The following is a 13,848-nucleotide window of genomic DNA, read 5'->3' on the forward strand; positions in this document are numbered from 1 at the left end:
TAACGTCAAAATCAACTCTTGTACTCAAAAGAATCCTTACTAGAATACTCACCATATAGCGTTTCTCTTATCGCAAACCCCCTATATATAGTATTTATCCACAGAGTTAGTCACAGTGCTGATTTGTGGATAATACGGGGGATACTTTTATTTCACGGACAGGTAAGCAAATGAATCAGAGTCTGCTGGTGACAAAGCGTGATGGTGGCACTGAGCGCATCAATCTCGACAAAATTCATCGAGTACTGGATTGGGCCGCAGAAGGGTTGAGCAACGTTTCCATCTCTCAGGTGGAGCTGCGTTCACATATTCAGTTTTACGACGGTATCAAAACCTCCGATATCCACGAGACCATTATTAAAGCCGCTGCGGACCTTATCTCCCGCGATGCGCCGGACTATCAGTACCTTGCCGCGCGCCTGGCGATTTTCCACCTGCGTAAAAAAGCTTACGGCCAGTTTGAACCGCCTGCGCTGTTCGACCACGTGAAGAACATGGTTGCGCTGGGTAAATACGATCATCATCTGCTGGAAGACTACAGCGAAGAAGAGTTCCAGCAGATGGACGGCTTTATTGATCACTGGCGTGATATGAACTTCTCCTACGCGGCCGTTAAGCAGCTGGAAGGGAAGTACCTGGTGCAGAACCGCGTGACCGGTGCGATCTACGAGAGCGCGCAGTTCCTCTACATTCTGGTTGCTGCCTGCCTCTTCTCCAACTACCCGCGCGAAACCCGTCTCGACTACGTGAAGCGTTTCTACGATGCGGTCTCGACCTTTAAAATTTCGCTGCCGACGCCGATCATGTCCGGCGTGCGTACGCCGACGCGTCAGTTCAGCTCCTGTGTACTGATCGAGTGCGGCGACAGCCTGGACTCCATCAACGCCACCTCCAGCGCGATTGTGAAATACGTTTCCCAGCGTGCCGGTATCGGCATCAACGCCGGTCGCATCCGTGCGCTGGGCAGCCCGATCCGCGGCGGTGAAGCGTTCCACACCGGCTGTGTGCCGTTCTACAAACACTTCCAGACGGCGGTGAAATCCTGCTCGCAGGGCGGCGTTCGCGGCGGCGCGGCGACCCTCTTCTACCCGATGTGGCATCTGGAAGTGGAAAGCCTGCTGGTGCTGAAGAACAACCGTGGCGTCGAAGGCAACCGCGTGCGTCATATGGACTACGGCGTACAGATCAACAAACTGATGTATACCCGTCTGCTGAAAGGTGAAGATATCACCCTGTTCAGCCCGTCCGACGTGCCGGGTCTGTATGATGCCTTCTTCGCCGATCAGGATGAGTTCGAGCGTCTGTATACGCAGTACGAAAAAGATGACTCCATCCGCAAGCAGCGTATTAAAGCGGTCGATCTCTTCTCACTGATGATGCAGGAACGCGCCTCTACCGGCCGTATCTACATCCAGAACGTCGACCACTGCAACACCCACAGCCCGTTCGACCCGGCTGTTGCGCCGGTGCGTCAGTCCAACCTGTGCCTTGAGATCGCCCTGCCGACCAAGCCACTGGAAGATGTTAACGATGAAAACGGCGAGATTGCGCTCTGCACGCTCTCTGCCTTTAACCTCGGTGCGATTAAGAGCCTCGACGAGCTGGAAGAGCTGGCAACACTGGCCGTACGCGCCCTCGACGCCCTGCTTGATTACCAGGATTATCCGATCCCGGCCGCAAAACGTGGCGCAATGGGTCGTCGTACCCTCGGTATTGGCGTGATCAACTTCGCCTACTGGCTGGCGAAAAACGGCAAGCGCTACTCCGACGGCAGCGCCAACAACCTGACGCACCAGACTTTCGAAGCAATTCAGTACTGGCTGCTGAAAGCCTCCAACGAGCTGGCGAAAGAGCAAGGCGCGTGCCCGTGGTTCAACGAAACCACTTACGCCAAAGGTATTCTGCCGATCGATACCTATAAAAAGGATCTCGACGGCATTACCAGCGAGCCGCTGCACTACAACTGGGAAGCGCTGCGTGACGATATCACCACGCACGGCCTGCGTAACTCGACGCTCTCTGCCCTGATGCCGTCTGAAACCTCGTCGCAGATCTCCAACGCCACCAACGGCATTGAGCCGCCGCGCGGCCACGTGAGCATCAAAGCGTCGAAAGATGGCATCCTGCGCCAGGTGGTGCCGGATTATGAAGAGCTGAAAGATGCCTACGAGCTGCTGTGGGAAATGCCGAACAATGACGGCTACCTGCAACTGGTCGGCATTATGCAGAAGTTTATCGATCAGTCGATTTCAGCGAACACCAACTACGATCCGACCCGCTTCCCGTCGGGCAAGGTGCCGATGCAGCAGCTGCTGAAAGACCTGCTGACCGCCTACAAATTTGGTGTGAAGACGCTCTACTATCAAAACACCCGCGACGGCGCGGAAGATGCGCAGGATGACCTGGTCCCTTCTATCCAGGACGATGGCTGCGAAAGCGGCGCATGTAAGATCTAACTAAGGGGCGGGGAAACCCGCCCTTTTTTTCGCAAGACAGGACTCACATTCATGGCATACACCACCTTTTCTCAGAAGAAAAACGATCAGCTGCTCGAGCCGATGTTCTTTGGCCAGCCGGTGAACGTGGCGCGCTACGACCAGCAAAAATATGACATCTTCGAAAAGCTGATCGAAAAGCAACTCTCCTTCTTCTGGCGTCCGGAAGAAGTTGATGTTTCCCGCGATCGCATCGACTTCCAGGCACTGCCGGAACATGAAAAGCATATCTTTATCAGCAACCTGAAGTATCAGACGCTGCTGGACTCGATTCAGGGCCGTAGCCCGAACGTCGCGCTGCTGCCGCTGATCTCCATTCCGGAGCTGGAAACCTGGGTGGAAACCTGGGCGTTTTCAGAAACCATTCACTCGCGCTCCTACACCCATATCATCCGCAATATCGTTAACGATCCGGCGGTGGTGTTTGACGATATCGTCACCAATGAGCAGATCCTCAAGCGTGCGGAAGGGATCTCCTCCTTCTATGACGAACTGATTGAGATGACCAACTACTGGCATCTGCTGGGTGAAGGCACCCATAGCGTGAACGGCAAAACCGTCACCATCAGCCTGCGCGAGCTGAAGAAGAAGCTCTATCTCTGCCTGATGAGCGTGAACGCGCTGGAAGCGATCCGCTTCTATGTCAGCTTCGCCTGCTCCTTCGCCTTCGCCGAACGCGAACTGATGGAAGGCAATGCCAAAATCATTCGCCTGATCGCCCGCGATGAAGCCCTGCACCTGACCGGCACCCAGCATATGCTGAACCTGCTGCGCTCCGGGGTTGACGATCCGGAGATGGCGGAGATTGCCGAAGAGTGCAAAAAAGAGTGCTATGACCTGTTTGTGCAGGCGGCGCAGCAGGAGAAAGAGTGGGCGGAGTACCTCTTCTCCGGCGGCTCAATGATTGGCCTGAACAAAGATATCCTCTGCCAGTATGTTGAGTACATCACCAACATCCGCATGCAGGCGGTGGGCCTTGACCTGCCATTCCAGACCCGCTCCAACCCGATTCCGTGGATCAACACCTGGCTGGTGTCCGATAACGTGCAGGTGGCGCCGCAGGAAGTGGAAGTGAGCTCCTACCTCGTCGGGCAGATCGATTCGCAGGTCGATACCGACGATCTGAGCAACTTCCAGCTGTGATGAGCCGGGTTACGCTCCGCCTTTCCGGCACGCATGTGCATTGCCAGGAAGAGCACCCTTCCCTGCTGGTGGCGCTGGAGTCCCAGCAGGTGGAAGTTGAATACCAGTGCCGTGAAGGCTACTGCGGCTCCTGCCGCTGTCGGCTGGTAGCAGGCCAGGTGGACTGGATTAGCGAGCCGCTGGCCTTTATCAACGAAGGGGAAATTTTGCCCTGCTGCTGCCGGGCGAAAGGCGATATTGAGATCGAGATGTAAAAAAATGCCGGGTGGCACTGCGTTTACCCGGCCTACATTTTCTGCAGACTCATCTTTTGTAGGCCTGATAAGCGAAGCGCCATCAGGCAATATGCCCACCATGACTGCACGCTCATCCCCCGTAGGCCTGATAAGCGAAGCGCCATCAGGCAACTTCACTTACCAGGCCCCACTTTTATTTCCGCTTTAAAAACTGCACCGCTTTATCGGGGAAATCGGTAAACAACCCGTCGACCCCGGCCTGGTGGTACAACACCTCATAAAGCTGATTCACATCGGTGGCATAGGGCGGAAGCTGATCGGCGCGCACCGTAAACGGGTGCACCTGCAAATGGCTGGCATGCGCCTCTTTCACCATCGCCGTTAACTGCACGTGACCCGGCTTCGAGCCGTCCGCCACCAGCATATGGTAATCAGGGCCGATACCATCCGCGTACTGCGCAATCTGCTTCATCGCGCCGGGTTTCAGCATCCAGTCATAATCGTAATTGATCCATTTGCCGTCCGGCTGCTTCTGCTGGGTCTCATTCCATTTGGTATAGGCAATCAGCTGCACCAGATTGAGATCCATCCCCATCTTAGGCTCAAGCTCATTTTTGATGCGCTTCAGCTCATCGGCGTCGAAACATTGCAGATAGACCTTATCTTTTTTGCTGCTGTAACCGTACTTCTTCAGCACCTCGAGGGTCGCCTTCGCAATATCCTTCCCTTCCTGATGGTGGAACCACGGGGCTTTGATCTCAGGGTAAATCCCGATATCTTTACCTGTCGAGTGGTTCAGCCCCTGCACAAACTCAATCTCCTCTTCAAAGGTATGAATGCGGAAATCGGACTTGCCCATCGGGAAACGGCCCGGGAAAACCTGCTCTTTCTTGCCGTTCTTTAACTCAAACCCTTCGCTGAATTTCAGCGAGCGGATCTCATCCAGGGTGAAATCGATGGCGTAATAACGGCCATCTTTGCGGGCACGGTCGGGAAAGCGCTCGGCAACATCGGTGACGCGATCGAGATAGTGGTCATGCAGCACCACCAGACGATCGTCTTTGGTCATCACCAGATCCTGCTCCAGATAATCGGCACCCTGGGCATAGGCCATCGCTTTGGCAGGCAGCGTATGCTCCGGCAGATAACCGCTGGCACCGCGATGAGCAATCACCAGTTTCTCCGCAGCCAGTGCCTGGCCTGCCATCAGGCCCGCCAGCAGCAGGCCTGTCGTAATGCGGCTAAAGGTCAATTTCATAACATCTCCTGTTATTGACGACGCGCAAGCACGTCAGCGTGATGGCGTTTTTCGCCAATCATCACCACGATCAGCAGCAGAACCGCTAACACGCTGCCACCAATCATCACCATGAAACCGCCGTCCCAGCCGAAGAAATCGACGGTATAGCCAACAATGGCGCTCGCCGCCACTGAACCACCAAGGTAGCCAAACAGGCCGGTAAAGCCCGCCGCAGTACCGGCCGCTTTTTTCGGTGCCAGCTCCAGCGCGTGCAGACCAATCAGCATCACCGGGCCGTAAATCAAAAAGCCAATAACGATCATGCAGGCCATATCGACGCCCGGGTTGCCCGCCGGGTTGAGCCAGTAAACGATGGTGGCGATGGTCACCAGCGTCATAAAGAAGACACCGGTCGCGCCGCGGTTCCCCTTAAAGACTTTGTCCGACATCCAGCCGCAGATCAGCGTGCCGGGAATACCCGCGTACTCATAGAGGAAGTAGGCCCAGGAGGATTTATCCAGCGCGAAGTGCTTCACCTCTTTCAGGTAGGTCGGTGACCAGTCGAGAATGCCGTAGCGCAGCAGATAGACAAAGACGTTAGCGATGGCGATATACCACAGCAGTTTGTTCGGCAGCACGTACTGCATAAAGATCTGCTTCGCCGTCAGCTCCTCTTCATGCTTGTCGCTGTAATCGTCCGGGTAGTCGTTTTTGTACTCTTCAATCGGCGGCAGGCCGCAGGATTGCGGCGTATCGCGCATCAGTGCGAAAGCGATAATCGCCACCAGAATGGCACCAAAGGCTGGCATATAGAGCGCCGCGTGCCAGTCGTTAAACCACGCCATCCCCAGCAGGAAGAGCAGCGGAGGCAGACCGCCGCCGACGTTATGGGCGCAGTTCCACACCGACACAATGCTGCCGCGCTCCTTCTGCGACCACCAGTGCACCATCGTGCGTCCGCACGGCGGCCAGCCCATCCCCTGGAACCAGCCGCAGAGAAACAGCAGCACAAACATCACGGCGATGCTGGAGGTGGCCCACGGCACAAAGCCCATAAACAGCATCACTGCTGCGGCCAGAATCAGACCAGCGGGCAGGAAAACGCGCGGATTCGAGCGATCCGACACCGAACCCATGATGAATTTCGAGAAGCCGTAGGCAATCGAGATCCCCGACAGCGCAAAGCCCAGATCCCCGCGCGAGAAGCCCTGCTCTACCAGATAGGGCATCGCCAGCGCAAAGTTCTTACGCACCAGGTAGTAGGCGGCGTAACCAAAGAAGATGCCCAAAAAGATTTGCCAGCGTAAGCGGCGGTACAGAGGATCAACCTGCGCGTCGGGCAGACGCGCCTGGTGGGGGGCGGGTTTGAAAATGCTCAACATAAACTGCCTCCGTGGCACGGTAAAAGTCATGACATCAGGCGTCATGAGTGAAAACGAAAGTTGCTTGAGTAGTTCGCGGCGGATTGTAGAGAAAGTTTTGACGAGAAAGAATGAAATGCCACATATAATGTTACAGAAATATGACAAAGCTCTAACTTCGTGCGGAAAAGTGCATTTCACTTTCGTTTCTTGTTCGTATATGCGCGATATCAAACAAACCACAGTAAGGGTATGGCTAAATGGTCGGTAAAGAACGTCGACCAGCCAGGAGACGACCGTGCCCTACTCAAACGACTACGATGTAATCATTATTGGCGGCGGTGCAACGGGTGCCGGTATCGCCCGTGATTGCGCCCTGCGCGGCCTGCGCGCTGTTCTGCTTGAACGCCACGACATTGCCACCGGAGCCACCGGCCGCAACCACGGTTTGCTGCACAGCGGCGCGCGTTATGCGGTGACCGACAATGAATCAGCGCGTGAATGCATCGCCGAAAACCAGATCCTCAAACGTATTGCCCGCCACTGTATTGAAGCGACCGACGGGCTGTTTATCACCCTGCCGGAAGACGATCTGAGCTACCAGTCACACTTCATTGCGGCCTGCACCCGCGCCGGGATTGCCGCGCAGGCCATTAGCCCACAGGAAGCGAGGCGCATGGAGCCGAGCGTCAACCCGCAGCTTATCGGCGCGGTACGCGTGCCGGACGGCACTGTCGATCCCTTCCGCCTGACCGCCAGCAATATGCTTGATGCCCGCGAGCACGGCGCGAAAATCCTCACCGGCCACGAAGTTTGCGGCCTGCTGCGCACGGGCGACACGGTATATGGCGTGCGTCTGCGCCATCTCGCCAGCGGTGAAATCCGCGATCTGCATGCCCCGGTAGTGGTTAACGCCGCCGGGATTTGGGGCCAGCGCATCGCGGAGTATGCCGATTTGCGCATTCGCATGTTCCCGGCAAAAGGCGCGCTGCTGATCCTCGATCACCGCATTAACCAGCATGTCATCAACCGCTGCCGCAAGCCTGCCGACGCCGATATTCTTGTGCCCGGCGACACCATTTCACTGATTGGTACCACTTCAACGCAGATTGATTATGCGGATATCGATAATGTGCGCGTCACGGCAGATGAGGTGGACATTCTGCTGCGCGAAGGGGAGAAACTGGCACCGGTAATGGGGCAGACGCGCATTCTGCGCGCCTATGCTGGCGTGCGTCCGCTGGTGGCGAGCGATGACGATCCCAGCGGGCGCAACGTCAGCCGCGGCATTGTGCTGCTCGACCACGCTGCGCGCGACGGGCTGGAGGGTTTTATCACTATTACCGGCGGCAAGCTGATGACCTACCGCCTGATGGCCGAGTGGGCAACGGATGCCGTCTGCCGCAAGCTCAACCATAACGTAGCCTGCACCACGGCGACAAAAGCATTGCCAGGATCGCTGGGTTCCCCGGGTGAGGCGCTGAAGAAGATCATCTCCCTGCCAACGCCGCTGCGCGGTTCAGCAGTCTACCGCCACGGCGATCGCGCCCCGGCGTGGCTCGCCAGCGACCGGCACAGCCGCAGCCTGGTGTGCGAGTGCGAAGCCGTCACCGCCGGGGAAGTGCAGTATGCGGTGGAAAACCTCAATGTCACCTCACTGCTCGATCTGCGCCGCCGCACCCGCGTCGGCATGGGCACCTGCCAGGGCGAGCTCTGCGCCTGCCGCGCCGCCGGGCAGCTTAACCGGCTGCACGTCACGCGCGACAACGAGGCGCGCAGGCAGCTGGCGGAGTTTCTGAACGAGCGCTGGAAGGGAATCAAACCCATCGCCTGGGGCGATGCGCTGCGTGAAAGCGAGTTTACCCGCTGGGTTTACCAGGGGCTGTGCGGGCTGGAGAAGGAGCACGATGATGAGATTTGATACGGTGATTATCGGCGGCGGGCTGGCGGGATTGCTGTGCGGCATTCGTCTGAGCGAGAGCGGCCAGCGCTGCGCGATTGTCAGCCGCGGGCAGAGCGCGCTCAGCTTCTCTTCCGGCTCTCTCGATCTGCTCTCCCGTCTGCCGGACGGCAAACCGGCCGGCACGCTGACAGAGTCCATTGCGCACCTGCAACACCACCACCCCGAACACCCTTATGCGCGGCTTAGCGTCGAGCGCGTGCGCCACTATGCGCAGCAAACTCAAACCCTGCTCGCCGACTGCGGGCTACAGATGCAGGGCGATGTCGATACGCCGCACCTGCGCGTCACACCGCTGGGCACTTATCGCCGCGCGTGGCTCAGCCCACAAGAGATTGCGTTGAAACCGCAGCCGGGGCTGCGCGTCGGCGTCGTTGGCATCAGCGGCTTTCTCGACTTTCAGCCCGAACTGGCGGTGGAAGCACTGCGCCAGCGCGGTATTGCTGCCGGGGCGGAAGAGATTGCGCTACCGCTTCTCGACACGCTTCGCGATAACCCGAGCGAATTTCGCGCTGTGACCATTGCGCGCCAACTCGATCGCCCTGAACACTACGCCGATCTCTGCGCCGTCCTGCGCCCGCTGAGTGCGCGGTATGAAATGCTGTGGCTTCCCGCCTGTTTTGGTCTGACAGACAGTACCGTTTTTGCCCGCCTCAGCGAGGAGCTCGCCTGCCCGCTGCGGCTGATCGCCACGCTGCCGCCTTCGGTGATGGGCATGCGCTTACAGCACGCCTTGCAGCAGCGGTTTACGCGCAGCGGCGGCAGCTGGATGCCGGGCGATGAGGTACTGCGCGCCGATATCAATCACGGCCAGGTAACGCAGCTCTGGACGCGCAAACATGACGATCTGCCGCTGCGCGCCCGCCATATCGTGCTGGCCAGCGGCAGCTTTTTCAGTAACGGGCTGGTCGCCGGGCGCGATCGCGTGCGCGAAGCGGTATTCAATCTCGATGTCCTGCAAAGCAACTCCCGCCGGGAGTGGTATGGCGACGATCTCTTTGCCCCGCAGCCGTGGCACCAGTTCGGTGTGCGCACCGATGAACAACTGCGCGGTCTGCGCGACGGGCAAGCGCTTGAAAATCTCTATGCGATCGGCTCGCTACTTGGCGGCTATGACGCCATCGCCCAGGGCTGCGGCGGCGGTGTTTGCGCCGTGACGGCGCTGCATGCGGCGCAGCAGATCCTCGCTCAGGGAGGAAAACCCTAATGCACACCTCTTTCGAAAGCTGTATTAAATGTACCGCCTGCACCACCGCCTGCCCGGTAAGCCGGGTCAATCCCGCTTATCCCGGGCCGAAACAGGCCGGGCCGGATGGCGAGCGGCTACGGCTGAAAGATGCCGCGCTGTATGACGAAGCGCTGAAATATTGCACCAACTGTAAGCGCTGCGAAACCGCCTGCCCGTCCGGGGTGAAAATTGGCGATCTGATCCAGCGCGCCCGCGCGCAGCATGGGGCAAAACCGCTCTCAGTGCGTAACGCCATTCTCAGCCATACGGATCTGATGGGTACCCTGTCGACGCCTCTCGCGCCGCTGGTCAACGCCGCGACATCCCTTAAGCCGGTGCGCCAGTTGCTGGATAAAGCGTTAAAAATCGATCACCACCGCACGCTGCCGAAATACGCCCGCGGCGGCACGTTTCGCCACTGGTATCGCAGCGTGGCGGCGCAGCAGCGCGCCTATGGCGAGCAGGTGGCGTTTTTCCATGGCTGCTATGTCAATTACAACCATCCGCAGCTAGGGAAAGACCTGATCCGCGTGCTGAACCAGATGGGCATTGGCGTGCAGTTACTGCAGCGTGAGAAGTGTTGCGGCGTCCCGCTGATCGCCAACGGCTACTTCGCTAAGGCGAAAAAGCAGGCGCAGTTCAACCTCAGCGCATTAGAGCAGGCGATTGGCATGGATGGAATGCAGGTGCTCGCCACCTCCTCCACCTGCGCCTTCACCCTGCGCGACGAGTATCCACATCTGCTGGAGGTCGATAACAGCCACCTGCGCTCGCACATCGATTTAGCCACCCGCTGGATCTGGCGACAGCTCGATGAGGGGCATACGCTGCGGCTGAGGGAGATGCCGCTGAAAGTGGTTTATCACACGCCGTGTCATATGGAGAAGATGGGCTGGACGCACTACACGCTGGATCTGCTGCGGCGCATTCCGGGGCTGGAGCTGACGGTGCTGGACTCAGCCTGTTGCGGCATCGCGGGCACCTACGGTTTTAAGCGGGAGAACTACGCCACCTCACAGGCCATTGGCGCACCGCTGTTTGCACAAATTGACGCCAGCGGCGCGGATCTGGTGGTGACGGATTGTGAGACCTGCAAATGGCAGATTGAGATGTCCACCGGCAAACCCTGCGAACATCCCATTACGTTGCTGGCGCGGGCACTAGGCTAACGCCAGCGCCTCTCCTGCTGGCTTATTCCACGGCGAGAGTTTCAACCACCGCTATCCAGCCGTGATCGCTGGCGATATCTTTGCCCGCCAGCCAGCGGCGCAGGATATTGAGTGCCAGCATTGCGCAGACTTCCTGGCGCACCGCCAGGCTGTGGCGGCTACTGTTGAACTTCACCCGCAGCGCGCGGGTGCCTTCCGGCGTCGCCAGCGCAAAGTTGAGATGATCCTCTTCCAGCCCGGTGACGGTTAACGCCAGCCCGGCGAGATGCCGGTTGCGTGACTCGGTTGTCCAGCGCGCGGTTTGTGCCAGCGCCTCGGCCTGCGACGGCAGCACTTCACTGGCGAGCAGCGGCGCACCGGCGCGGGAGAGTTGCAAGGCGATAAGCCCGCTGGTGAACTGCTCGCTCAGGGTCAGGCTCAGCTGGCGCTCGCGCAGCGCGGCGGCAATCGCGGCCGGTAACCCCTCGGTACCTTCAAAAATCAGGCTTTTCCCCGCCACTTTTTTCACTTCCGGCCACAGCGCTTCCATCGCCGTACGCTGCTCCGCCGGGCCGGTCAATTTCAGTTCGATAATCGGCATCGATGAGCGGTAACCCATCACCACGCCGGGCGGCAGATCGAGATGCTGGAGTTTTTCTGCCAGATCGCTCTCGGAGCGACCAAAGGTGGTCAAACGCAGGCAGACCGGCGGCTGCGGCAGAGTGAAACGCTCGCGCAGACGCGGCAGGATCTCCTGCTCAACCATCACTTTAAATTCTGAGGGAACGCCGGGGGTAAAGAACATCAGGCAGCGGTTGAACTGCAATGCAAACCCGCAGGCGGTGCCAACCGGGTTATCGACCAGCTCGGCGCTGGCGGGGATCTCCGCCTGCTTGCGGTTGCTGGGGGCCATTACGCGGCCGCGATCGGTAAAAAAGCGCTCCATCTGCTTAAGCCACGCTTCGTGCAGCACCAGCGTTTCGCCTTTGGCGGTGGCCGCTGCCAGCGCGCTCAAATCATCGCTGGTCGGCCCAAGACCGCCGTTGACGATCAGCACATCGGCCTGTTCGCTGCGCTCGCGCAAAATCGCAATTAAATCGTCGAGGTTATCGCCAACGGTGTGGCGGCGCGTTAACGGCAACCCCTGGTTAAAAAATACGTCGGCCAGCCAGGCCGCATTGGTATCGACAATCTGGCCATGCAGCACTTCATCGCCGGTCGATAACATCTCCACATTTAACATCGTTCGCTCCTGCAATCGGGGTTGAAACACTATAGCGCATGCGCAGACTAAAGAGGGGGAAACGGGCGCGGCGGCTGCCGCGCCGGGGGATCAGAAGCTGGCGCTGGCGCCGAGATAAGGACCATCCGCAACGATGCTGTCGCGGCGGCCATCTTTGCCTGCCATCTCAATGTAGCGATAACCGGCTTCGACGGTGAACGGGCGCATAATGGTATAACGCGCACCGGCTTTGGCTTCCTGGTACTCTTTGACGCCGCTTGAGAGCGAGTCCGGAGAGTAGTAATACTCGCCGAAAATGTTGAAGCTGCGCGCGATCTCCCACTGCAAACCGCCGCCGACAGCAATGGCGTAGCCTTCGCTGCCCTCATCCGGGTTCAGGTAGATGCCTTTACCACCAACGGTTGCCAGGAACGGCCCGAGCGGCAGGTTGTAACCAAGCCCAAGGCTTGCGGTATCACCATCATCTTCGCTATGCGCCCAGTTACCGCTGACCGCGATACCGCTGGTTTCGGTTCCCAGACCGAAACCGAGGCTGCTGTAATCTTTACCAATCTGTCCATTCAGGCTAATCGCCTGCGCACCGGCGGAGGCCAGCAACACGCCAGCACATCCTAATAGAGCTAACTTTTTCATTTTCACGTTCCGCACGAAACGGGGCAGCGCCCCAAAGCGTCTGATTGTACGCTTATTTTCCCGGCAGAAGAACGTCTAATAGCGTGCGCGGCCTGAGGCAAACACGCTTTCGGGGCTAAGGGATAAAAGCCTGGCGCTGGGGAGTTCAGTGGCGGGCCTTCTCTACCATCTCAACCGGAATACCGGTCAGGGAGGCCACAACGTCAGGCTCCATCCCCTTTTCCAGCATCACTTTCGCGATGCGCATCGCCTCCTGCTGAACGCCTTCGGCTCGCCCCTGAGCCAGACCTTTAACCAGCCCCTCCTCACGAAGATATTGTGCAATGTTCATTAACGTCTCCTTCTGCTGCTGATCCACTGTCTGGCTGGCCATGGCGGTCAAAAGCGTTGCCGGATCGGCGGTGTGCCCGGCCTGTAACAGGTAGTGCAGCAACGCTTTCAACTGCGGGTTGCCAGTGTATCCCAGCGCCAGCAGGCTGACCAGTTGCTCCCTGAGCTCCAGCATATCCCGCTGACGCACATGTTTTTGCAGGAGTTCGAGCATCGCAATCCGCCGATGTTGCGCGATTTCAGCGTCGGGTATCTGCGAGACATCGATCAGAGGAAAGGTCTGCGTATAGAGCGCTTCAGCCTGTTGAGATAATGGAAATCTGTCGAGCCAGCGCAGTGACCACGGGTAGGGGGTTACCCGTCCATGATAGAACAACACCGGGATCACTAGCGGCAGTTCGGTATGTCCTTTATCAAGATGGCGCTGCATAGCCGCTATGGCATAGCGCATCAGGCGAAAGGCCATATTCTTATCTGGTGAGCTTTGATGCTCCACCAATGCATAGAGATAACCGTCGCCAGAGGGGGTTTTAAGAGAGTAGAGAATATCGGAGTAGCAATAACGCAGATTCTCCTCAACAAAGCTGCCCGACTCGAGATGCAAAGTATTCAGATCACACAGCGCCAGTAAACGCTTCGGTAGATGGATTTCGAAAAAGTCACGCGCCGTTTCCGCATGTGACAGTAATTTGCGAAACACCGCATCATGCGGTGCAGATGATGAAGATGTGCCCATAGCTCTCCCTGCTTTAGCCTGTCGGGCGCAAATTAGCACACTCTGAGCGCGTGTCAGCCGTCGGTTTTCGCTCTGTCGAGGCAGCTCGCAAAAAG

The 13,848-nt window shown here is 58.2% G+C and carries 11 protein-coding genes; 6 read left to right on the plus strand and 5 right to left on the minus strand.

Annotation, left to right across the window (positions count from 1 at the left end; translation table 11 throughout):
- The first annotated feature begins 170 nt into the window (after window positions 1-170).
- The 3 genes from nrdA to yfaE are packed head-to-tail and all read left to right on the plus strand — an operon-like array spanning window position 171 to window position 3,892.
- A complete protein-coding gene (gene nrdA / locus ACWPW2_RS13615; RefSeq protein ID WP_312118115.1) occupies window positions 171-2,456 on the plus strand; it encodes a class 1a ribonucleoside-diphosphate reductase subunit alpha in 2,286 nt (761 codons plus the stop codon).
- A gap of 51 nt (window positions 2,457-2,507) precedes the next feature.
- Complete coding sequence (gene nrdB / locus ACWPW2_RS13620; RefSeq protein ID WP_023479667.1) at window positions 2,508-3,638, plus strand: class Ia ribonucleoside-diphosphate reductase subunit beta; 1,131 nt, start codon at window positions 2,508-2,510, stop codon at window positions 3,636-3,638.
- Window positions 3,638-3,892, plus strand: coding sequence for a class I ribonucleotide reductase maintenance protein YfaE (gene yfaE, locus ACWPW2_RS13625; protein ID WP_023479621.1), 255 nt, complete (start codon window positions 3,638-3,640; stop codon window positions 3,890-3,892). Before nrdB ends, yfaE begins: the two co-directional genes overlap by 1 nt.
- A gap of 175 nt (window positions 3,893-4,067) precedes the next feature.
- On the opposite strand, the gene glpQ is transcribed toward yfaE, so the two are convergent.
- Complete coding sequence (gene glpQ, locus ACWPW2_RS13630; RefSeq protein ID WP_454123507.1) at window positions 4,068-5,132, minus strand: glycerophosphodiester phosphodiesterase; 1,065 nt, start codon at window positions 5,130-5,132, stop codon at window positions 4,068-4,070.
- Window positions 5,133-5,143: 11 nt separating this feature from the next.
- The gene (gene glpT / locus ACWPW2_RS13635; RefSeq protein ID WP_187799475.1) at window positions 5,144-6,496 is read right to left on the minus strand and encodes a glycerol-3-phosphate transporter; all 1,353 of its coding nucleotides are present in this window, start codon (window positions 6,494-6,496) and stop codon (window positions 5,144-5,146) included.
- Between the two features lie 277 nt (window positions 6,497-6,773).
- On the opposite strand from glpT, the gene glpA reads away from it, so the two are divergent.
- The 3 genes from glpA to glpC are packed head-to-tail and all read left to right on the plus strand — an operon-like array spanning window position 6,774 to window position 10,832.
- Window positions 6,774-8,396, plus strand: a complete 1,623-nt coding sequence (glpA, locus tag ACWPW2_RS13640) for an anaerobic glycerol-3-phosphate dehydrogenase subunit A (RefSeq protein ID WP_454123509.1) — start codon at window positions 6,774-6,776, stop codon at window positions 8,394-8,396.
- Window positions 8,386-9,642: a glycerol-3-phosphate dehydrogenase subunit GlpB gene (gene glpB / locus ACWPW2_RS13645; protein ID WP_454123665.1), complete on the plus strand. Its 1,257-nt coding sequence runs from the start codon at window positions 8,386-8,388 to the stop codon at window positions 9,640-9,642. The genes glpA and glpB overlap by 11 nt, the downstream gene beginning before the upstream one ends.
- Complete coding sequence (gene glpC / locus ACWPW2_RS13650; protein WP_454123511.1) at window positions 9,642-10,832, plus strand: anaerobic glycerol-3-phosphate dehydrogenase subunit GlpC; 1,191 nt, start codon at window positions 9,642-9,644, stop codon at window positions 10,830-10,832. The genes glpB and glpC overlap by 1 nt, the downstream gene beginning before the upstream one ends.
- Window positions 10,833-10,854: 22 nt before the next feature.
- Here glpC and ACWPW2_RS13655 read toward each other — a convergent pair whose 3' ends face one another.
- The 3 genes from ACWPW2_RS13655 to ACWPW2_RS13665 all read right to left on the minus strand — a co-directional run bounded on the left by ACWPW2_RS13655 (window position 10,855) and on the right by ACWPW2_RS13665 (window position 13,753).
- Complete coding sequence (locus tag ACWPW2_RS13655; protein ID WP_454123513.1) at window positions 10,855-12,054, minus strand: nicotinamide mononucleotide deamidase-related protein YfaY; 1,200 nt, start codon at window positions 12,052-12,054, stop codon at window positions 10,855-10,857.
- A gap of 90 nt (window positions 12,055-12,144) precedes the next feature.
- On the minus strand, window positions 12,145-12,687 hold the full coding sequence (locus ACWPW2_RS13660; protein WP_023479894.1) for a YfaZ family outer membrane protein: 543 nt from the start codon (window positions 12,685-12,687) through the stop codon (window positions 12,145-12,147).
- A gap of 145 nt (window positions 12,688-12,832) precedes the next feature.
- Window positions 12,833-13,753, minus strand: a complete 921-nt coding sequence (locus ACWPW2_RS13665; protein ID WP_454123516.1) for an Rpn family recombination-promoting nuclease/putative transposase — start codon at window positions 13,751-13,753, stop codon at window positions 12,833-12,835.
- Between the last annotated feature and the right edge of the window lie 95 nt (window positions 13,754-13,848).

The organism is Kosakonia sp. Marseille-Q7440, from assembly GCF_965119485.1.